17 protein-coding genes are annotated in these 19,871 nt (G+C 64.0%); 12 read left to right on the forward strand and 5 right to left on the reverse strand.

The genetic code is table 11. The features are described 5' to 3' along the window. The first annotated feature begins 103 nt into the window (after positions 1-103). Positions 104-1,210 carry an NADH:flavin oxidoreductase/NADH oxidase gene (locus DM807_RS01480; protein ID WP_060492690.1) on the forward strand — a complete coding sequence of 369 codons (1,107 nt, stop codon included), beginning with the start codon at positions 104-106 and terminating at the stop codon, positions 1,208-1,210. A gap of 69 nt (positions 1,211-1,279) precedes the next feature. Here DM807_RS01480 and DM807_RS01485 read toward each other — a convergent pair whose 3' ends face one another. The 5 genes from DM807_RS01485 to ydcS all read right to left on the reverse strand — a co-directional run bounded on the left by DM807_RS01485 (position 1,280) and on the right by ydcS (position 6,702). Beyond that, positions 1,280-2,704, reverse strand: coding sequence for a gamma-aminobutyraldehyde dehydrogenase (locus DM807_RS01485; RefSeq protein ID WP_060514829.1), 1,425 nt, complete (start codon positions 2,702-2,704; stop codon positions 1,280-1,282). 17 nt (positions 2,705-2,721) lie between these two features. Continuing rightward, the gene (locus DM807_RS01490; RefSeq protein ID WP_012270777.1) at positions 2,722-3,528 is read right to left on the reverse strand and encodes an ABC transporter permease; all 807 of its coding nucleotides are present in this window, start codon (positions 3,526-3,528) and stop codon (positions 2,722-2,724) included. Continuing rightward, positions 3,518-4,429 carry an ABC transporter permease gene (locus DM807_RS01495; RefSeq protein ID WP_179026979.1) on the reverse strand — a complete coding sequence of 304 codons (912 nt, stop codon included), beginning with the start codon at positions 4,427-4,429 and terminating at the stop codon, positions 3,518-3,520. Before DM807_RS01495 ends, DM807_RS01490 begins: the two co-directional genes overlap by 11 nt. 1 nt (position 4,430) lies before the next feature. Continuing rightward, the gene (locus DM807_RS01500) at positions 4,431-5,462 is read right to left on the reverse strand and encodes an ABC transporter ATP-binding protein (protein ID WP_041166392.1); all 1,032 of its coding nucleotides are present in this window, start codon (positions 5,460-5,462) and stop codon (positions 4,431-4,433) included. 88 nt (positions 5,463-5,550) lie between these two features. Beyond that, positions 5,551-6,702: a putative ABC transporter substrate-binding protein YdcS gene (ydcS, locus tag DM807_RS01505; RefSeq protein ID WP_012270780.1), complete on the reverse strand. Its 1,152-nt coding sequence runs from the start codon at positions 6,700-6,702 to the stop codon at positions 5,551-5,553. Between the two features lie 217 nt (positions 6,703-6,919). Between ydcS and DM807_RS01510 the strand changes: the two genes are divergently transcribed. The 11 genes from DM807_RS01510 to DM807_RS01560 all read left to right on the forward strand — a co-directional run bounded on the left by DM807_RS01510 (position 6,920) and on the right by DM807_RS01560 (position 19,865). Continuing rightward, complete coding sequence (locus DM807_RS01510) at positions 6,920-7,600, forward strand: tellurite resistance TerB family protein (protein ID WP_012270781.1); 681 nt, start codon at positions 6,920-6,922, stop codon at positions 7,598-7,600. A gap of 159 nt (positions 7,601-7,759) precedes the next feature. Continuing rightward, positions 7,760-9,382, forward strand: coding sequence for a methyl-accepting chemotaxis protein (locus DM807_RS01515; protein WP_012270782.1), 1,623 nt, complete (start codon positions 7,760-7,762; stop codon positions 9,380-9,382). A gap of 5 nt (positions 9,383-9,387) precedes the next feature. Then, complete coding sequence (locus DM807_RS01520) at positions 9,388-9,894, forward strand: chemotaxis protein CheW (protein ID WP_012270783.1); 507 nt, start codon at positions 9,388-9,390, stop codon at positions 9,892-9,894. Then, the gene (locus tag DM807_RS01525; protein ID WP_012270784.1) at positions 9,891-11,165 is read left to right on the forward strand and encodes a CheR family methyltransferase; all 1,275 of its coding nucleotides are present in this window, start codon (positions 9,891-9,893) and stop codon (positions 11,163-11,165) included. Before DM807_RS01520 ends, DM807_RS01525 begins: the two co-directional genes overlap by 4 nt. Next, complete coding sequence (locus DM807_RS01530) at positions 11,162-11,827, forward strand: chemotaxis protein CheW (protein WP_060492686.1); 666 nt, start codon at positions 11,162-11,164, stop codon at positions 11,825-11,827. Before DM807_RS01525 ends, DM807_RS01530 begins: the two co-directional genes overlap by 4 nt. Next, positions 11,824-14,127 carry a hybrid sensor histidine kinase/response regulator gene (locus DM807_RS01535; RefSeq protein WP_012270786.1) on the forward strand — a complete coding sequence of 768 codons (2,304 nt, stop codon included), beginning with the start codon at positions 11,824-11,826 and terminating at the stop codon, positions 14,125-14,127. The genes DM807_RS01530 and DM807_RS01535 overlap by 4 nt, the downstream gene beginning before the upstream one ends. Beyond that, positions 14,124-15,137, forward strand: a complete 1,014-nt coding sequence (gene wspF / locus DM807_RS01540; protein ID WP_012270787.1) for a Wsp signal transduction system protein-glutamate methylesterase WspF — start codon at positions 14,124-14,126, stop codon at positions 15,135-15,137. Before DM807_RS01535 ends, wspF begins: the two co-directional genes overlap by 4 nt. Before the next feature lie 51 nt (positions 15,138-15,188). Then, positions 15,189-16,193 carry a Wsp signal transduction system regulator diguanylate cyclase WspR gene (gene wspR, locus DM807_RS01545; protein WP_012270788.1) on the forward strand — a complete coding sequence of 335 codons (1,005 nt, stop codon included), beginning with the start codon at positions 15,189-15,191 and terminating at the stop codon, positions 16,191-16,193. A gap of 131 nt (positions 16,194-16,324) precedes the next feature. Further along, positions 16,325-17,420, forward strand: a protein-coding gene (prfB, locus tag DM807_RS01550) for a peptide chain release factor 2 (RefSeq protein WP_123109230.1) whose coding sequence is annotated in 2 segments (ribosomal slippage) — positions 16,325-16,396 and positions 16,398-17,420 — 1,095 coding nt in all. Because the reading frame shifts where the segments join, the coding sequence is not laid out codon by codon here. A gap of 93 nt (positions 17,421-17,513) precedes the next feature. After that, on the forward strand, positions 17,514-19,016 hold the full coding sequence (gene lysS, locus DM807_RS01555) for a lysine--tRNA ligase (RefSeq protein ID WP_012270790.1): 1,503 nt from the start codon (positions 17,514-17,516) through the stop codon (positions 19,014-19,016). A 144-nt stretch (positions 19,017-19,160) separates the two neighbouring features. Then, positions 19,161-19,865 (forward strand): TetR/AcrR family transcriptional regulator, encoded by a 705-nt coding sequence (locus DM807_RS01560; protein WP_012270791.1) that lies wholly within the window; start codon positions 19,161-19,163, stop codon positions 19,863-19,865. Positions 19,866-19,871 lie beyond the last annotated feature (6 nt).

Consider the following 19,871-nt stretch of genomic DNA (forward strand, 5'->3'; position numbering starts at 1 on the left):
CACCCATTCTGGTCTAGTCTGAAGTTATGACCGGACCTGGGCCAGGGACGTGCAATTGAGTGTCCGGGCCGGATCACCATTGGAGTCCTTGGGAGGTGCCCTCATGAGCCTGCTGCTTGAGCCTTACACCCTGCGTCAGCTGACCCTGCCCAACCGCATCGCCGTCTCGCCGATGTGCCAGTATTCCGCTATCGATGGCCTGGCCAACGATTGGCACCTTGTCCATTTAGGCAGCCGCGCCGTTGGTGGTGCGGGCCTGGTGATCACCGAAGCCGTGGCGGTCACCGCCGATGGCCGCATCACCGCCGAAGACCTCGGCCTGTGGGACGACACGCAGATCGCCCCGTTGCAACGCATCACTCGCTTCATCACCGCCCAAGGCGCCGTGCCCGGTATCCAGCTGGCACACGCCGGGCGCAAGGCCAGCACCTATCGCCCATGGCTGGGCAAGCAGGGTAGTGTGAAGCTCGAAGACGGCGGGTGGCAGCCGGTGGGCCCTTCGAAGATCGCCTTCGACCCGCAGCACACAGCGCCACGCGAGCTGACCGAGAACGAGATCCAGGGTGTTATCGACGCCTTCGTTGCCTCGACTGAGCGCGCCTTGAAGGCCGGTTTCAAGGTGGTGGAAATTCATGCTGCCCATGGCTACCTGTTGCACCAGTTCCTCTCGCCGCTGAGTAACCAACGCCGCGACGAGTACGGCAGCTGCTTCGAAAACCGCATCCGCCTGACCTTGCAAGTGGTGGAGGCCGTGCGCAAGGTCTGGCCGGCCGAGTTGCCATTGTTCGTGCGGGTATCGGCAACCGATTGGGTCGAAGATGGCTGGAACCCCGATGAAACCGTTGAACTGGCCCGACGTCTGCGAGGGTTGGGCGTAGACCTGATCGATGTGTCCTCTGGCGGGACCTCGGTAAACGCCGAAATCCCCACCGGCCCTGGCTATCAGACCCGCTTCGCCGAGCGCGTGCGCAAGGAATCGGAAATCGCCACCGGCACCGTGGGCATGATCACCGAACCGGCCCAGGCCGAGCATATTTTGCGCACCGGCCAGGCCGATATCATCTTCCTCGCCCGTGAACTGCTGCGCGACCCGTACTGGCCGCTGCATGCCGACGATGACCTGGGCGGCAACAAGGCGACCTGGCCTGCGCAATACCAGCGCGCGACCAGCCGGGCCAACCCGATTCACGAGTCGGATCTGCGGGACTGATCCAGGCCTTTACGCGGTTGTTGTAGGAACGCATGCGCGCACCTACAACAACCGCGTATGTTCAGCGGGCTAGTGCTTGATCATCACATGCCGCACGCAGGTGTAATCCTCAAGCCCATACATCGACATGTCCTTCCCATACCCTGAGTGCTTCTGCCCGCCATGGGGCATTTCACTGACCAGCATGAAGTGGGTATTCACCCAAGTGCAGCCGTACTGCAAGCGCGCCGCCAGGCGGTGGGCACGGCCTGTGTCGCGGGTCCATACCGATGAGGCCAGGCCGTAGTTGGAGTCGTTGGCCCATTCCAGCGCCTGCGCTTCATCGGTAAAGCGGGTGACCGATACCACTGGGCCGAACACTTCGTTGCGCACGATCTCGTCGTCCTGCTGGGCATCCGCCAGCACGGTCGGCTCGAAGAAGAAGCCGTCGCCGTCAATCGCCTTGCCACCGGTTACCAGGCGAATGTGCGGCTGGGCGATGGCCCGCTGCACCAGCCCGGCAACCTTGTCGCGGTGCTGGGCACTGATCAGCGGCCCCAGCTCGGTGTCCTCGGCCTCCTGCAAGCCCGGTTTCAGGCTCGCTACGGCTTCACCCAGGCGTTCGACAAAGCGCTCGTAGATACCGTCCTGCACATACAGGCGGCAGGCTGCGGTGCAGTCCTGGCCGGCGTTGTAGAAGCCGAAGGTGCGGATGCCATCGATGGCGGCGTCGATGTCGGCGTCGTCGAACACCAGCACAGGGGCCTTGCCACCCAGCTCCATGTGCATGCGCTTCACACTGTCGGCGGTGGCGCTGATGATGTGTGCACCTGTGGGGATCGAGCCGGTCAGCGACACCATGCGCACCTTGGGATGGTTGACCAGCGGGTTGCCGACGGTCTGGCCGCGGCCAAAGAGAATGTTCAGTACACCCGGTGGCAGCAGATCCTTGGCCAACTCGCCCAGGCGCAGGGCCGTCAGCGGCGTCAGCTCCGACGGTTTGATCACCACCGTATTGCCGGCTGCCAGGGCCGGGGCGATCTTCCAGGCCAGCATCATCAATGGGTAGTTCCACGGGGCAATCGAGGCCACCACGCCCAGCGGGTCGCGGCGGATCATCGAGGTGTGGCCTGGTAGGTACTCGCCCGCCGCCGAGCCGCCCAGGCAGCGCGCCGCACCGGCAAAGTAACGAAACACGTCGGCAATCGCCGGTATCTCGTCATTCAGCGCGGCGCTCAGCGGCTTGCCGCAGTTCTGCGATTCCAGCCGGGCCAGTTCATCGCCGTGGGCTTCGATGGCGTCCGCCAGCGCCAGCAAGGCCTGCGAGCGCTCTTTGGGGCTGGTTTGCGACCAGCTGTCGAAGGCCAGGTCGGCGGCGCGCACGGCGCTGTCCACCTGGGCCTCGGTGGCTTCGTTGATCTGCGCCAGGGCGGTGCCCTGCGCGGGGTCGAGCACGGTCCAGGCGGGGCCTTGGCCCGCGACCAGTTGGCCATTGATCAGCATCTGCGTTTGCATCGGGGACTCCTCCAGGGTCATTTGCCACTGCCCGCGACGCTTTCGCCGCCACGGGTCAGGTAATAGGCGCCAAGGATTGGCAGCATGGTCACCAGCATCACCAGCATGGCGACCACGTTGGTCACCGGTACGTCACGCGGGCGGCTGAGTTGGTTGAGCAGCCAGATCGGCAGCGTGCGTTCGTGGCCGGCGGTGAAGGTGGTGACGATGATTTCATCGAACGACAGGGCAAAGGCCAGCATGCCGCCGGCCAGCAGCGCCGAACCGAGGTTGGGCAGGATGATGTAGCGGAAGGTCTGCCAGCCATCGGCGCCCAGGTCCATCGACGCTTCGATCAGGCTCTGCGAGGTGCGCCGCAGGCGGGCGATCACGTTGTTGTAGACGATCACCACGCAGAACGTGGCGTGGCCGACCACGATGGTGAACACACCAGGCTCGATCCCCAAGGTCTTGAACGCCGAGAGCAGGGCGATGCCGGTGATGATGCCGGGCAGGGCGATGGGCAGGATCAGCATCAGCGAAATGCTCTCCTTGCCGAAAAAGCTGCGCCGGTACAGCGCAGCCGAGGCTAGTGTGCCCAGGACCAGCGCGATCAGCGTGGCGAGGCAGGCCACCTGCAGTGACAGCTTGATTGCCTCCAGCACATCGGGCCGGGCGAAGGCCACGCCAATCCACTTCAGGGTGAAGCCCTTGGGCGGGAAGCTGAACGCCGCGTCTTCGGTGTTGAAGGCGTACAGAAAGATGATCAGGATCGGGAAGTGCAGGAACAGCAACCCGCCCCAGGCCGCCAGGCGCAGCCCCGGTGATGCTTTTTCAGAGTGCATCGAAGGCCCCCAGGCGCTTGACGATGGACAGGTACACCGCGATTAGCACGATGGGCACCAAGGTGAACGCGGCAGCCATCGGCATGTTGCCAATCGCCCCCTGCTGGGCATAGACCATGCTGCCGATGAAGTAGCCGGGCGGGCCGACCAGTTGCGGCACGATGAAGTCGCCCAGGGTGAGCGAGAAGGTGAAGATCGAGCCGGCGGCGATGCCGGGGATAGACAACGGCAGGATCACCTGCACGAACGTTTGCCCCGGCCGTGCGCCGAGGTCGGCCGAAGCTTGCAGCAGCGACGGTGGCAAGCGCTCCAGCGAGGCCTGGATGGGCAGGATCATGAACGGCAGCCAGATGTACACGAACACCAGAAAGCGCCCCAGGTGCGAGGTCGACAGCGTGCTGCCGCCCACGCCAGGCACCGCCAACAGCGCCTGCAGCAGGGCATCCAGGTGCAACAACTGGACGAACCACTGGGCCACGCCGCCCTTGGCCAACAGCAGGGTCCAGGCATAGGTTTTGACGATATAGCTGGCCCACATCGGCATCATCACCGCGATGTAGAAAAATGCCTTGGTCTTGCCGCTGGTATAGCGCGCCATGTAGTAGGCGATGGGGAAGGCCAGCACCGCACTGGCCAGCGACACCGCCACTGCCATGCCCAGGGTGCGCAGGATGATGTCGAAGTTCGACGGGTTGAACAGCGCGGCGAAGTTGCCCAGGGTCAGGTCCGGGGTCACCGCCATGGTGAAATCGTCGAAGGTATAGAAACCCTGCCACAGCAGGTTCAGCAGCGAGCCCAGGTAGATTGCGCCGAACCAGGTCAGCGGCGGTATCAATAGCAGTGCCAGGTACAGGTTGGGGCGCCGGTACAGCAGGTTGGATAGGTCGCGCAGTGTGCTCATGTCAGCGGCCCTCGGTTTCCTGCAGCACCGTCATTGCCTCGCGTGGCCAGTGCGCCTGCAGCCGCTGCCCGGTCTGCCAGGCCTGTGCCTGTGCCTGCCAGCGGTCGTTGGCCTGGCTTACCGCCAGCAGTTGGCCGTTGTCCAATTGCAGCTCGTAGCGGGTGGCGCTGCCCTGGTACTGGATATCGCGCAACAGGCCGCTTACCTGCACTTCGTGGCTGGTGACCACAAGGTCGCCCAGGCGGATGTGCTCGGGACGGATGGAGAAGGGGGCCGGGCTGCCGTTGAGCTGCATGGCCAGCTCGCCACGTACCACGTTGGAGGTGCCGACGAATTCGGCGACGAAGGTGGTGGCGGGCTTCATGTACAGATTGCGCGGGGTGTCGACCTGTTCGATGCGGCCACGGTTGAACACCGCGACCCGGTCGGACATCGACAGCGCTTCGGTCTGGTCGTGGGTGACGAAGATGAAGGTGATGCCCAGCTGGCGTTGCAGCTTTTTCAGCTCCCCTTGCATCTGTTCGCGCAACTTCAGGTCCAGTGCGCCCAGCGGCTCGTCCAGCAGCAGCACGCGCGGCCGGTTGACCAGTGCACGGGCCAGGGCCACACGCTGGCGCTGGCCGCCAGACAGTTGCGCTGGTTTGCGCGTGCCGTAGCCGGCCAGGGCCACCATGGCCAGGGCTTCTTCGGCGCGACTATGGCGTTCGGCCTTGGCCACGCCCTTTACCTTCAGGCCATAGGCGATGTTGTCCAACACGTTCATGTGCGGGAACAGTGCGTAGTCCTGGAACACGGTGTTGACGTCACGTTGGTAGGGCGGCATGCCAGCGGCCTCCACCCCGTGGATGCGGATCGAACCGCTGGAGGGTTGTTCGAAGCCGGCGATCAGGCGCAGGCAAGTGGTCTTGCCCGAGCCGGAAGGGCCAAGCATGGAGAAGAACTCGCCATCGATGATATCGATGCTGACCTGGTCGACGGCCTTGACCTCGCCGAAGGTGCGGGAAACCTGGGTGAACTGGACGGCTAGGGGCATGCGTGGGCTCCGGGCAATGGGCTTGCTCCTGATCCTGCCTTTGCGCGGGTAAACCCGCGAAAAGGCAGGATCAGGCATTCAGGCAACCTCAGCGCCCACCCATGATTGCAATGTAGTCCTGGGTCCAGCGGCTATACGGCACGAACTTGCCGCCCTGGGCCTGCGGGGTTTTCCAGAAGGCAATCTTGTCGAAATTGTCGAAGCCATTGGTCTTGCAGCCCTCGGCGCCCAGCAATTGGCTGCCTGTACAGGCAGCCGGCACCGCCGGCAACGAGCCGAACCAGGCCGCCACGTCGCCCTGCACCTTCGGCTGCAGCGACCAGTCCATCCACTTGTAGGCGCAGTTGGGGTGCTTGGCCTCGGCGTGCAGCATGGTGGTGTCGGCCCAGCCGGTCGCACCCTCCTTGGGAATGGTCGAGGCCACTGGCTGGTTCTCGGCCTTCAGGCCATTGACCATGTAGCCCCATGAACTGGAGGCGACCACGCCTTCGTTCTTCACGTCGCTCATCTGCACCGTGGCGTCATGCCAGTAGCGGTGGATCAGCGGTTGCTGCTGGCGCAGCAGTTCCAGCACGGCCTTGTATTGCTCCTCGTTCAGTTCGTACGGGTCCTTGATACCCAGTTCGGGCTTGGCCGACTTCAAGTACAGGGCGGCGTCGGCGATGTAGATCGGCCCGTCATAGGCTTGCACGCGCCCCTTGTTCGGTTTGCCGTCAGGCAGGTCCTGCGGCTGGAACACAACGCTCCAGCTGGTTGGCGCCTGCTTGAAGGTATTGGTGTTGTACAGCAGCACGTTCGGCCCCCATTGATACGGGGTGCCATACACTTGCTTGTCGACCACGTACCAGCCGCCGTTCTGCAGGCGTGGGTCGATGTTTTTCCAGTTGGGGATCAAGGCGGTGTTGATCGGCTGTACGCGCTTGCCGACGATCAGCCGCAGCGAGGCGTCGCCCGAGGCGGTCACCAGGTCATAGCCGCCCTTGGTCATCAGGCTGACCATTTCGTCCGAGGTGGCGGCGGTTTTCACGCTGACCTTGCAGCCGGTTTCCTTCTCGAAACCGGTCACCCAGTCGTAGGCCTTGTCGCTTTCACCGCGCTCGATGTAGCCGGGCCAGGCGACGATGTCCAGGCGCCCCTCGCCGGCCCCCAGGGCCTTGGGCGGTTCGGCGGCCTGCAGGCTGGCGCTGGCCAGCACGGCGCCAGTCATGGCGCCGAGCAATGCGGTCTTGTGCACTGACATGGTGTTCCCTCTTCTTGGCGATCTTGTTCGGGGCAGTCATCAAGCAAGCGGTGAAGCAATCGTTATAAGCGTAGTGCGCGGGTGCGAGGTATTGGCGATATCGAGTCTAGTTGGCTTTTTGCCAGCTAACGCAACATCCGGAAGCAAATCCCTGCATGGCGTGTGCTGCGCCAAGCCTTACTCTGGCGCTTGAATCTTCTTACGTGGAGACACGCGCATGAATACTCGGGGTTTGCTTGATCAGCTCCTCAAGTCCGGCCAGCAATTGCTTGAAAAACAAGGCGGCGCCAACAAGCCTGGCGGCGCGTCAGGCGGGCTTGGCGGGCTGTTGTCTGGAGCAGGCGGCGGCCTGTTGGGTGGGGGGGCGCTGGGCTTGTTGCTGGGGAACAAGAAGGCGCGCAAGTACGGCGGCAAGGCTCTGACTTACGGTGGCTTGGCCGCGCTGGGCGTGTTGGCCTACAAAGCTTACGGCAACTGGCAGGCCAATCAGCGGGTAGCTGCAAGCGAGCCGCAAACCGTCGACCGCCTGCCGCCGGCCCAGGTCGAGCAGCACAGCCAGGCGGTGCTGAGGGCGCTGGTGGCAGCGGCCAAGTCCGATGGCCATATCGACGAGCGCGAGCGGGCGTTGATCGAGGGCGAGTTCACCCGCCTGGACAGCGACCGCGAATTGCAGCACTGGCTGCACGCCGAGTTGAACAAGCCGCTGGACCCGGCTGAAGTGGCCCGCGCCGCGCAAACGCCGGAGATGGCTGCCGAGATGTACCTGGCCAGCGTGATGATGGTCGACGAGGAAAACTTCATGGAGCGGGCCTACCTGGACGAGCTGGCCCGCCAGTTGCGCCTGGACCCAGGCTTGCGCCAGGCGCTGGATAGCCAGGCGCGGCTTGCCGCAGGTTAGTGATCGGGGCCGCGCAGCGGCCCCAATTGCCTTTGCCCAAATGGCGTGTCCATCAGCACTGCTGCCTGTTTACCCTTCACTTCACCCGCAAAACCGTAAGGCCTCTAGGCTATACTTCGGCGATTTTTCCCGCTCGTTGTGAATTCCTGAGGGCTGAATGTGAAAAACTGGACCTTGCGCCAACGGATCCTGGCAAGTTTCGCCGTGATCATCGCCATCATGCTGCTGATGATCGTGGCCGCCTATTCGCGGTTGGTGACCATCGAAACCGCCGAAGAGGCGGTAGGGACCGACAGCATTCCCGGGGTCTACTACAGCTCGATGATCCGCAGCGCCTGGGTCGATAGCTACGTCACCAGCCAGCAACTGGTGGGCCTGTCCAACCACCGTGAAATCACTTCGGCCGACATGGAGCTGTTCAAAAGCTTCGAAGACCGGCTCAAGCAACACATGGCCAGCTACCAGGCCACCATCCAGGACAAGGATGATCAAACCCGCTTCGACAACTTCGTGCAGTTGGAAGAGGGCTACCTGAAGATCGTCAACCAGGTGCTGGATACTTACCGCCAGCACAACTACGCCGAAGCCGAACGGCTGATCATCGAAGTGCTGACCCCGGCCTGGGTAGATGGGCGCAAGCACTTGAATGAAGTGATCGAGAACAACCGGGCATCAGCCGACGCCGCCACCAACGAGATCGTCAGCGCCGTGAGCACGGCCAAGGGCAGCATGGTCGTTTCGCTGCTGCTGGCAATCGTTGCCGCTGGCATCTGCGGCTTGCTGCTGATGCGCGCCATCACCGCGCCCATGCAACGTATCGTGCATGCCCTCGACAAGCTGCGCTCGGGCGACCTGAGCATGCGCCTGAGCCTGGACCGCAAGGACGAGTTCGGTGCCATCGAAAGCGGTTTCAACGAGATGGCCGAAGCACTGGCCAACCTGGTAGCCCAGGCGCAACGCTCGTCGGTGCAGGTGACCACCTCGGTTACCGAAATTGCCGCCACGTCCAAGCAACAGCAGGCCACCGCCACCGAAACGGCCGCCACCACCACCGAAATCGGCGCCACCTCGCGAGAAATCGCCGCCACTTCGCGCGACCTGGTGCGCACCATGACCGAAGTGACGACCGCCGCTGACCAGGCCTCCAGCCTGGCAGGCTCCGGGCAGCAGGGCCTGGCGCGCATGGAAGAGACCATGCACCAGGTGATGGGCGCAGCCGATCTGGTCAACGCCAAGCTTGGCATCCTCAACGAGAAAGCCAGCAACATCACCCAGATGGTGGTCACCATCGTCAAGGTTGCCGACCAGACCAACCTGCTGTCGCTCAACGCCGCCATCGAGGCAGAAAAGGCCGGCGAATATGGTCGCGGCTTTGCCGTGGTCGCCACCGAAGTGCGCCGCCTGGCCGACCAGACCGCCGTCGCCACCTACGACATCGAGCAGATGGTGCGCGAGATCCAGTCGGCCGTGTCGGCTGGGGTCATGGGCATGGACAAGTTCTCCGAAGAAGTGCGCCGCGGCATGTTCGAAGTACAACAGGTGGGCGAGCAGCTCAGCCAGATCATCCACCAGGTGCAGGCCCTGGCACCGCGCGTGCTGATGGTCAACGAAGGCATGCAGGCCCAGGCCACCGGTGCCGAGCAGATCAACCAGGCGCTGGCCCAGCTCAGCGATGCCAGCACCCAGACCGTCGAGTCGCTGCGCCAGGCCAGTTTTGCCATCGATGAGCTAAGCCAGGTGGCCGCGGGCCTGCGTGGCGGCGTGTCGCGCTTCAAAGTCTGACCGCGATGAACGACTTGCAACCGCGCCCCGCGCGGGCGAAAAACGCCAAGGGGGCGTTGTACCTGCAGTTTCGCATCAGGGCGCAGCGTTTTGCCCTGAGCGTGCACGAGGTGATCGAGGTGTTGCCGCGTCAGCCGCTCAAGCCGATTGCCCAGGCACCTGCCTGGGTCGCCGGTATCCTCGCTCATCGTGGCCAGCTGGTGCCGGTGATCGACCTTGCCGCGCTGAGCTTTGGCCAGCCAGCGGCGCAGCGCACCAGCACCCGCCTGGTGTTGGTGCACTACCGTGGCAGCCTGCAGCTTGGTTTGATTCTGGAGCAGGCCACCGAAACCCTGCGTTGCCAACCCGACGAGTTTCAGCCCTATGGGGTGGACACCGGCGATGCGCCTTATCTGGGCCCGGTGCGCCAGGATGCCCAGGGCATGCTGCAGCGCATCGAAGTCAATGACCTACTGCCCGACGCTGTGCACGAATTGCTGTACACGCAAGACCCGACAGGGATGCCTACATGAACGAACAGCGTTTCTTCCGCTTCTTGCGCGAGCGCATTGGCCTGGACGTGGAGTCGGTGGGCGCGCCCATGGTCGAGCGCGCACTGCGCCAGCGCTGCGTGGCTGCAGGCGCGATGGACCTGGACGATTACTGGCTGCGCCTGCAGCAGTCGGCGGATGAGCAACAGGCGCTGATCGAAGCGGTGATCGTCCCGGAAACCTGGTTTTTCCGTTACCCCGAATCCTTCACTGCGCTGGCCAGCCTGGCCCATAAACGCCTGGCCCAGCTGGCGGGTGCACGCCCATTGCGCCTGCTCAGCCTGCCGTGCTCGACCGGCGAGGAGCCGTATTCGCTGGCCATGGCCTTGCTCGACGCTGGCATCGCGCCGGGGGCATTGCTGATTGATGCTATGGACATCAGCCCCAGTTCGGTAGCCAAGGCAAGGCTGGCCGTGTATGGGCGCAATGCCTTTCGTGGCAGCGAACTGGGCTTTCGTGAGCGCTACTTCGATGCCCTCGACGAAGGCCATCGCCTGCATGAACGGGTACGCCAGCAAGTCAGCCTGCAGGTGGGCAACGTGCTTGACCCGGCGTTGGCCAGCCGCGATGGCCTGTATGACTTCGTGTTCTGTCGCAACCTGTTGATTTATTTCGACGTGCCGACCCAGCAGCGTGTGTTCGAGGTGCTCAAACGCCTGCTGCATCCGCAGGGTGTGCTGTTCATTGGCCCGGCCGAGGGCAGCTTGCTGGCACGCCTGGGCATGCGTCCGCTGGGGATCCCCCAGTCGTTTGCCTATGTGCGTCAGGAAGGCGACAGCGCCCCGATGGACGTGGTACCCGCCCAACCGGTGAAGCGAACGTTGGCGACGTTGCCCACAGCGGGGTATCCACCGCCCAGCGCGCCGTTGCCACCGCCGCTGCGAGTGTTGCCTGTGGCGGCCAGGCCGGCGCCGGCCCGCGAGCACAAGCACGAGGGGGCCAGTGAGTTGCTGGCCAGCATTGCCCGCCTGGCCAATGCCGGTGCCAGCGAGCAGGCCCGGGGCGAGTGCCAGCGCTACCTGGGCCAGTACCCGCCGTCGGCGCAGGTGTACTACTGGTTGGGGCTGCTCAGTGATACCGAAGGCGATGCGCAGCAGGCGCTGACCCACTACCGCAAGGCCCTGTACCTGGAACCACAGCACCCCGAGGCGCTGGTGCACCTGGCGGCCTTGCTGGCGGCCCAGGGTGACCTGGCCGGTGCCCGGCGCCTGCAGGAACGGGCGGCGCGGGCTGGCCGGGAGTCTGAACGATGAACAGTGAATCCGCGATGCAGTTGCTGGCCGAGGATGACGCGCACATCGACGACTGCTGGAACCGCATTGGCGTGCATGGCGACAAGCAGTGCCCGCTGCTGGAACAGCATGTTCATTGCCGCAATTGCGAGGTGTATGCCGCCGCGGCCACGCGTTTGCTCGACCGCTATGCGCTGATGCAGGACCACCAGGCTGCAGTAGCGCAGCCGGTCGAAGAAAACACCGGCCGCTCCATGCTGCTGTTCCGCCTGGGCGAAGAGTGGCTGGCGCTGGCTACCGCCTGCCTGGCCGAGATCGCCCCGTTGCAGGCGGTGCATTCGCTGCCGCATCAGCGCTCGCGGCTGCTGCAGGGGGTTGCCAATGTGCGCGGTGCGTTGGTGCCGTGCCTGTCACTGGCTGACTTGCTGGGTGTGCAAGCCGGTACTGCCGAGCAACGTGGCGGCCGGGCGATGCCACGCATGCTGATTCTGGCCGCCGAAGGTGGGCCGGTGGTGATGGCCGTCGAGGAAATCGACGGTATTCACCGGCTCGACCCACTGTTGCTTGGCAGCGGCCAGGACGCCACACGCTTCACCGCCGCAGTCCTGCAGTGGCGCGGCCGCAGTGTGCGGGTGCTGGACGATCAACACTTACTGTCTGCCGTGCAGCGGAGCTTGTCATGACCCCAGAGCAAATGCGCGACGCATCGTTGCTCGAACTGTTCAGCCTGGAGGCTGAGGCGCAGACCCAGGTGCTCAGTGCCGGCCTGATGGCATTGGAGCGCAATCCCACCCAGGCCGACCAGCTCGAGGCCTGCATGCGCGCCGCCCACTCGCTCAAGGGGGCCGCGCGCATCGTCGGGGTGGATGCGGGCGTCAGTGTCGCCCATGTCATGGAGGATTGCCTGGTAGCGGCCCAGGAAGGCCGTCTGCGGCTGACCGCCGAGCATATCGATGCACTCTTGCAAGGCACCGACCTGCTGATGCGCATCGCCACGCCAGGCGATGCCGGCGCGCAGGCGACCTTGCCGGTGTTTCTTGCGCAAATGGCCAACCTGCTTGACCCAGGCGCTGCTGCCATTCCTGCGGCGCCGTTGGTGGCACCCGTGCTGCCGGAGCCCCCCCCGGCAATTCCGACGTCGGCACCGTTGGTGGTGCCAGCCGAACCGCCGGAACCAGAGCCCGAGCCCCAGCCGGCCCTGCGGCGCAAGGCCGGCAAGCGCGCCGGGGAAGGTGCCGAGCGGGTACTGCGTGTTACCGCCGACCGCCTCAATAGCCTGCTCGACCTGTCCAGCAAGTCGCTGGTGGAAACCCAGCGGCTCAAGCCTTACCTGGCCACCCTGCAGCGCCTCAAACGCATGCACGGCCAAGGCATGCAGGCGCTCGATGGCTTGCGTATGCAGCTGGAAGACAGTGGCCAGCGCAGCGAGGTGCTCGAAGCCCTGGCGCAAACCCAGCGCCTGCTGGCGGAAACCCAGCAGATCCTGCAGCAACAGGCTGCGGACCTGGACGAATTCGGCTGGCAGGCCAGCCAGCGTGCACAATTACTGTATGACACGGCTCTGGCTTGCCGAATGCGGCCGTTTGCCGACGTGCTGACTGGGCAGAGCCGCATGGTCCGTGACCTGGGCCGCTCGCTGGGCAAACCGGTGCGCTTGGTGGTGGAAGGGGAGAAAACCCAGGTCGACCGCGATGTGCTGGAAAAACTCGAAGCACCGCTGACCCACTTGTTGCGCAATGCCGTCGACCACGGCATCGAACTGCCCGAGCGGCGCCTGCTGGCGGCCAAGCCGGACGAGGGGGAGATCCGCCTGAGGGCGTCGCACCAGGCCGGCATGCTCAGCCTGGAGCTGATCGACGATGGCGCTGGCATCGACTTGGAGCGCTTGCGCAGCAGCATCGTCGAGCGTGCCCTGTCGCCGGCCGACACGGTGGCGCGGATGAGTGAAGCGGAGCTGCTGACGTTCCTGTTCCTGCCCGGTTTCAGCCTGCGCGACAAGGTTACCGAAGTGTCCGGGCGCGGCGTGGGGCTGGATGCGGTGCAGCACATGATCCGCGAGCTGCGCGGCTCGATCGAGCTGACTCAGGTGGCGGGGCAGGGGTGTCGCTTCCATCTGCAGGTGCCACTGACCCTGTCGGTGGTGCGCAGCCTGGTGGTCGAGGTGGGCGGTGAGGCTTACGCTTTCCCGCTGGCCCATATCGAACGCACGCTGGAAGTGACCGCCGAACAGATCGTGCAGATCGAAGGGCGTCAGCACTTCTGGCACGAAGGCCGGCATATTGGCCTGGTGGCCGCCAGCCAGTTGCTCAACCGCCCGGCCGGGCAAAGCGACGAAGCCAGCCTTCGGGTGGTGGTGATCCGTGAGCGCGAGCAGCTGTACGGCGTGGCCGTGGAGCGGCTGGTGGGCGAGCGGGTGCTGGTGGTGATGCCCCTCGACCCACGGCTGGGCAAGGTACAGGACATTTCCTCCGGTGCCTTGCTCGATGATGGCTCGGTGGTGCTGATCGTCGATGTCGAAGACTTGCTGCGGTCGGTGGAAAAACTGCTCAGCACCGGTAGCCTGGAGCGCATCGAGCGCGGCAGCAGCGGTGCCCGTGGGGTGGCCCGCAAGCGCATCCTGGTGGTCGACGATTCGCTGACCGTGCGCGAACTGCAGCGCAAGCTGTTGGGTAACCGTGGCTACGACGTGGCAGTGGCAGTCGATGGCATGGACGGCTGGAACGCCCTGCGCGGTGAGGACTTCGATTTGCTGATCACCGACATCGACATGCCGCGCATGGACGGCATCGAGCTGGTCACCCTGGTGCGTCGCGACCAGCGGCTGCAGTCGTTGCCGGTGATGGTGGTGTCCTACAAAGACCGTGAGGAAGACCGACGGCGTGGTCTGGATGCTGGCGCGGACTACTATTTGGCGAAAGCCAGTTTCCACGACGATGCGTTGCTGGATGCTGTAGTCGAGCTGATCGGAGGTGCTCAGGGATGAAGATCGCCATCGTCAATGACATGCCCATGGCCGTGGAGGCGTTACGCCGGGCAGTGGCCTTCGAGCCCGCGCACCAGGTGGTGTGGGTGGCCAGCAATGGTGCCGAGGCGGTGCAGCGCTGCTGCGAACAACTGCCCGACCTGATTCTCATGGACCTGATCATGCCGGTGATGGACGGTGTCGAGGCGACCCGGCGGATCATGGCCGAAACCCCGTGCGCCATCGTCATCGTCACGGTCGACCGCAAGCAAAACGTGCACCGGGTGTTCGAGGCCATGGGCCATGGCGCTCTCGATGTGGTCGACACCCCGGCGTTGGGTGCTGGCGATGCCCGCGAAGCGGCGGCCCCCCTGCTGCGCAAAATCCTCAATATCGGCTGGCTGGTCGGTCAGCAGCGTGCCCCAGCCGCAAGGCCGGTAGCCGCTCCGCTGCGCGAGGCTTCGCAGCGTCGCGGGCTGGTGGCGATCGGCTCGTCGGCGGGCGGCCCGGCGGCGCTCGAAGTGTTGCTCAAGAGCTTGCCGGCAGCGTTTCCGGCGGCCGTCGTGCTGGTCCAGCATGTGGACCAGGTGTTTGCCGCAGGCATGGCCGAATGGCTCAGCAGCGCAGCCGGCCTGCCGGTGCGCCTGGCCCGTGAAGGTGAACCGCCGCAGCCAGGGCAGGTGTTGCTGGCGGGGACCAACCACCACATTCGCCTGCTACAGAACGGCCAACTGGCCTACACTGCCGAGCCTGTCAATGAAATCTACCGGCCCTCGATCGATGTCTTCTTCGAGAGTGTGGCACGTTACTGGAATGGTGATGCCGTGGGCGTGCTGCTCACCGGCATGGGCCGTGACGGTGCCCAAGGCCTGAAGCTGATGCGTCAGCAGGGCTTTTTGACCATTGCCCAGGACCAGGCCAGCAGCGCGGTGTACGGCATGCCCAAAGCTGCTGCGGCCATTGATGCCGCAGTGGAAATTCGCCCGCTGGAACGCATAGCCGGGCGCTTGACGGACTTTTTCGCAAAATGACGAAACGTATTGAATCACGCCGCAAGGCCGGTAGTGATCGGGTGAACAGGTATGAATGACTTACCGATCGAAGGTTTCGCGACCACCAACGAGAACTCGGCGATGGTGCTGTTGGTCGACGATCAGGCAATGATCGGCGAAGCGGTGCGGCGTGGTCTGGCCAATGAGGACAACATCGACTTCCACTTCTGTGCCGACCCGCACCAGGCGGTGCTCCAGGCCATGCGCATCAAGCCTACGGTCATTCTCCAGGACCTGATCATGCCTGGCCTGGACGGTTTGACCCTGGTGCGCGAGTACCGCAACAACCCGGCGACCCAGGACATTCCGATCATCGTCCTGTCGACCAAGGAAGACCCACTGGTCAAGAGCGCGGCGTTTGCCGCCGGGGCCAACGATTACCTGGTCAAGCTGCCGGACACCATCGAACTGGTGGCGCGTATCCGCTACCACTCGCGCTCCTACCTGACGCTGCTGCAGCGCGACGAGGCCTACCGCGCCTTGCGCGTCAGCCAGCAGCAACTGCTCGATTCCAACCTGATGCTGCAGCGGCTGATGAACTCCGATGGCCTGACCGGGCTGTCCAACCGCCGCCATTTCGACGAGTACCTGGAGCTGGAATGGCGCCGGGCGATGCGTGAACAGCAGCAGCTGTCGTTGCTGATGATCGACGTGGACTACTTCAAGGCCTATAACGACAGCTTCGGCCACCTGGCCGGCGACGAGGCCTTGCGCCAGGTGGCCGAAGCCATTCGTGGCTCGTGCTCGCGGCCGACCGACCTGCCGGCACGCTATGGCGGTGAAGAGTTCGCCCTGGTGCTGCCCAACACCTCACCAGGCGGGGCACGCCTGGTGGCCGAAAAGCTGCGCCAGACCGTGCTTGGCCTGGGCATCCCGCATACTGCGCCGGTGGCCGAATCGTTCCTGACCGTGAGCATTGGCCTGGCTACCCAGACCCCGGCCGTCGGCAGCCATTGCCGGCAGCTGATCTCGGCAGCGGACAAAGGCCTGTACCAAGCCAAGAACAGCGGGCGTAACCAGGTTGGCATCGCCTGAGCAGGATTGCGCGGACCGTGTAGGCGCGGTGCAGCTTTCTGAACAGACTACCGCCCGGCGGGTCTGCCGCCATGCTGCGGACTCGGTTATACTCGCAGGCTTTTCACCGAATTCGTGCGAGTAGCCAGCCCATGGAAATCCAACCGATCCTGAACACCATCAAGGACCTCACCGAGCGTTCCCAGTCCATTCGGGGGTATCTTTGACTACGATCACAAGCATGACCGCCTGATCGAAGTCAACCGCGAGCTGGAAGACCCCAACGTCTGGAACAAGCCCGAGTACGCCCAGGCCCTGGGCCGCGAGCGTGCCATGCTGGCGCAGGTGGTCGAGACCCTGGACAAATTGTCCAACGGCCTGGGTGACTGCCAGGACCTGCTCGACATGGCCGTCGAGGAAAATGACGAAAACGCCGTCGGCGACGTCGTGGCCGAGCTGGAAGAGCTGGAAGAAAACCTGGCCAAGCTTGAGTTCCGTCGCATGTTCAGCGGCGAGATGGACATGAACAACGCCTACCTGGACATCCAGGCCGGCTCTGGTGGTACCGAAGCGCAGGACTGGGCCAACATCCTGCTGCGCATGTACCTGCGCTGGGCTGACAAGCGCGGTTTCGACGCCACCATCATCGAGCTTTCCGAAGGTGAAGTCGCCGGCATCAAGGGCGCCACCGTGCACATCAAGGGCGAGTACGCCTTCGGCTGGCTGCGTACCGAAATCGGTGTGCACCGCCTGGTGCGCAAAAGCCCGTTCGACTCCGGTGCCCGTCGCCACACCTCGTTCTCGGCAGTGTTCGTGTCGCCCGAAATCGACGACAAGGTCGAGATCGAGATCAACCCGTCCGACCTGCGCATTGACACCTACCGCTCCTCCGGTGCCGGTGGTCAGCACGTGAACACCACCGACTCGGCCGTACGTATCACCCACGTACCGACCAACACCGTGGTGGCGTGCCAGAACGAACGCTCCCAGCACGCCAACAAAGACACCGCCATGAAAATGCTGCGGGCCAAGTTGTACGAGCTGGAAATGCAGAAGCGCAACGCCGCATCGCAGGCGCTGGAAGACAGCAAGTCGGACATCGGCTGGGGCCACCAGATCCGTTCCTACGTACTGGATGACTCGCGCATCAAAGACCTGCGCACAGGCGTAGAGCGCAGCGACTGCCAGAAAGTGCTGGACGGCGACCTCGACCAGTACCTGGAAGCAAGCCTCAAGCAAGGGCTGTAAGCCGCACTCCACTGCCGCGATACCTGGCTGCCCGCCGGTATCGCGTGCCCTGCCCGAAAAGGGCAACGAATACCTGATGGAAAGAATGACGACATGAGCGACCTCAAGACCGAATCGCAAGACCTGCAACAGGAAGAAAATGCCCTGATCGCCCTGCGCAAGGAAAAACTTGCCGCCGAGCGCGCCAAGGGCAACGCCTTCCCCAACGACTTCCGTCGCGACAGCTACTGCAACGACCTGCAGAAACAGTACGCGGACAAGACCAAGGAAGAGCTGGAAGCAGCCGCGATCCCGGTCAAGGTTGCCGGCCGTATCATGCTCAACCGTGGCTCGTTCATGGTTATCCAGGACATGACTGGCCGTATCCAGGTCTACGTCAACCGCAAAACCCTGCCCGAAGAAACCCTGGCTGCGGTCAAGACTTGGGACCTGGGCGACATCATCAGTGCCGAAGGCACCCTGGCCCGTTCCGGCAAGGGCGACCTGTACGTCGAAATGACCAATGTGCGCCTGTTGACCAAGTCGCTGCGCCCGCTGCCCGACAAGCACCACGGCCTGACCGACACCGAGCAGCGCTACCGTCAGCGTTACGTCGACCTGATGGTCAACGAAGAAACCCGCCACACCTTCCGTGTGCGTTCGCAGGTGATCTCGCACATCCGCAAGTTCCTCATCGAGCGTGACTTCCTCGAAGTCGAAACGCCGATGCTGCAGACCATTCCAGGCGGCGCGGCGGCCAAGCCGTTCGAAACTCACCACAACGCCCTGGACATGGCCATGTTCCTGCGCATCGCGCCGGAGCTGTACCTCAAGCGCCTGGTGGTGGGTGGCTTTGAAAAGGTGTTCGAGATCAACCGCAACTTCCGTAACGAAGGCGTTTCGACTCGTCACAACCCTGAATTCACCATGCTCGAGTTCTACCAGGCCTACGCTGACTACCGCGACAACATGGACCTCACCGAGGAACTGTTCCGTGAGCTGGCGCAGCTGGTACTGGGCAGCACCGACGTGCCGTACGGTGACAAGGTGTTCCACTTTGGCGAGCCGTTCGTGCGCCTGTCGGTGTTCGACTCGATCCTCAAGTACAACCCCGAGCTGACCGCTGCCGACCTGCAGGACGTCGACCGCGCCCGCGACATCGCCAAGAAGGCCGGTGCCAAGGTGCTGGGCCACGAAGGCCTGGGCAAGCTGCAGGTGATGATTTTCGAAGAACTGGTCGAGCACAAGCTGGAGCAGCCGCACTTCATTACCGAGTACCCGTTCGAAGTGTCGCCGCTGGCCCGTCGCAACGACGACAACCCAGCCGTTACCGACCGCTTCGAGCTGTTCATCGGTGGCCGTGAAATCGCCAACGCCTACTCCGAGCTCAACGATGCCGAAGACCAGGCCGAGCGCTTCCTGGCCCAGGTGGCCGAGAAGGACGCCGGTGACGACGAAGCCATGCACTACGACGCCGACTTCGTGCGTGCACTGGAGTACGGCATGCCGCCGACCGCCGGTGAGGGTATCGGCATCGACCGCCTGGTGATGCTGCTGACCAACTCGCCGTCGATCCGCGACGTGATCCTGTTCCCGCACATGCGTCCGCAGGCCTGAGTGATTTGAACGAGCCGCCTTTCGAGGCGGCTTTTTCTTGCCTGAAGCTTTATGTTGTTTGTACTGGCCTCTTTGCGGGCACGCCCGCAAAGAGGCCGGCACTGATGAAACGTTGTCCAATGAGGTATACCCGTGACACCCGCCATGCCTGACCAGGGCGCCGCCGGCATTGCCACCGCCGTCGCCGAAAGCGTGCAATACCAAGGGCGCAAGACTGCCCGCCAAGGCAGCGAACAGCGTCGCCAGCTGATCCTCGACGCCGCCATGCGCATCGTCGTGCGCGATGGTGTACGCGGCGTGCGCCACCGCGCAGTGGCCGCCGAGGCTGGTGTGCCATTGTCGGCCACCACCTACTACTTCAAGGACATCGAGGACCTGCTCACCGATACCTTCGCCCAGTACGTCGAGCGGAGCGCGGCCTACATGGCCAAGCTGTGGGCCAACACCGAGGTGGTGTTGCGCCAGTTGCTGGCCCAGGGCGATGGCAGCCAGCAGGCACGGGCGCGGTTGGCCGACGAAGTGGCGCGCATGACCGCTGACTATGTGCAGCGGCAACTGCTGAACCGCCGTGACTTCCTGATGGCCGAGCAGGCCTTCCGCCAGGAGGCGCTGCTTTGCCCGCGCCTGGCCGAGCTGGTGTGCGCCCATGAGCAGATCCTGTTGCACGGCACCCGGCAATTGCTGCAGGTAGTGGGTTCGCGGCAACCGGAACAGGACGCCCAGATGTTGACGGCGATTATCGAGCAGATGGAATATCAGGGCCTGCTCAAGGATGCGAATGCGCAAGCCGATGGGCAGATGCTCGCTATGCTTACCCGATACCTGCAGCTTGTGCTGGCATCGGCCTGAGCCGAG

Source organism: Pseudomonas hunanensis (genome assembly GCF_013393325.1).
GTDB lineage: Bacteria > Pseudomonadota > Gammaproteobacteria > Pseudomonadales > Pseudomonadaceae > Aquipseudomonas > Aquipseudomonas putida_P.

What these genes read in the sequence shown, in the direction of transcription:
- DM807_RS01530 (WP_060492686.1), top strand. Translation starts at nt 11,162, where the DNA reads ATGAACAGTGAATCCGCGATGCAGTTGCTGGCCGAGGATGACGCGCAC.
- DM807_RS01495 (WP_179026979.1), bottom strand. Translation starts at nt 4,429, where the DNA reads ATGAGCACACTGCGCGACCTATCCAACCTGCTGTACCGGCGCCCCAAC.
- DM807_RS01510 (WP_012270781.1), top strand. Translation starts at nt 6,920, where the DNA reads ATGAATACTCGGGGTTTGCTTGATCAGCTCCTCAAGTCCGGCCAGCAA.
- DM807_RS01490 (WP_012270777.1), bottom strand. Translation starts at nt 3,528, where the DNA reads ATGCACTCTGAAAAAGCATCACCGGGGCTGCGCCTGGCGGCCTGGGGC.
- DM807_RS01485 (WP_060514829.1), bottom strand. Translation starts at nt 2,704, where the DNA reads ATGCAAACGCAGATGCTGATCAATGGCCAACTGGTCGCGGGCCAAGGC.
- wspR (WP_012270788.1), top strand. Translation starts at nt 15,189, where the DNA reads ATGAATGACTTACCGATCGAAGGTTTCGCGACCACCAACGAGAACTCG.
- DM807_RS01535 (WP_012270786.1), top strand. Translation starts at nt 11,824, where the DNA reads ATGACCCCAGAGCAAATGCGCGACGCATCGTTGCTCGAACTGTTCAGC.
- lysS (WP_012270790.1), top strand. Translation starts at nt 17,514, where the DNA reads ATGAGCGACCTCAAGACCGAATCGCAAGACCTGCAACAGGAAGAAAAT.
- wspF (WP_012270787.1), top strand. Translation starts at nt 14,124, where the DNA reads ATGAAGATCGCCATCGTCAATGACATGCCCATGGCCGTGGAGGCGTTA.
- DM807_RS01500 (WP_041166392.1), bottom strand. Translation starts at nt 5,462, where the DNA reads ATGCCCCTAGCCGTCCAGTTCACCCAGGTTTCCCGCACCTTCGGCGAG.
- DM807_RS01480 (WP_060492690.1), top strand. Translation starts at nt 104, where the DNA reads ATGAGCCTGCTGCTTGAGCCTTACACCCTGCGTCAGCTGACCCTGCCC.
- DM807_RS01520 (WP_012270783.1), top strand. Translation starts at nt 9,388, where the DNA reads ATGAACGACTTGCAACCGCGCCCCGCGCGGGCGAAAAACGCCAAGGGG.
- ydcS (WP_012270780.1), bottom strand. Translation starts at nt 6,702, where the DNA reads ATGTCAGTGCACAAGACCGCATTGCTCGGCGCCATGACTGGCGCCGTG.
- DM807_RS01560 (WP_012270791.1), top strand. Translation starts at nt 19,161, where the DNA reads ATGCCTGACCAGGGCGCCGCCGGCATTGCCACCGCCGTCGCCGAAAGC.
- DM807_RS01525 (WP_012270784.1), top strand. Translation starts at nt 9,891, where the DNA reads ATGAACGAACAGCGTTTCTTCCGCTTCTTGCGCGAGCGCATTGGCCTG.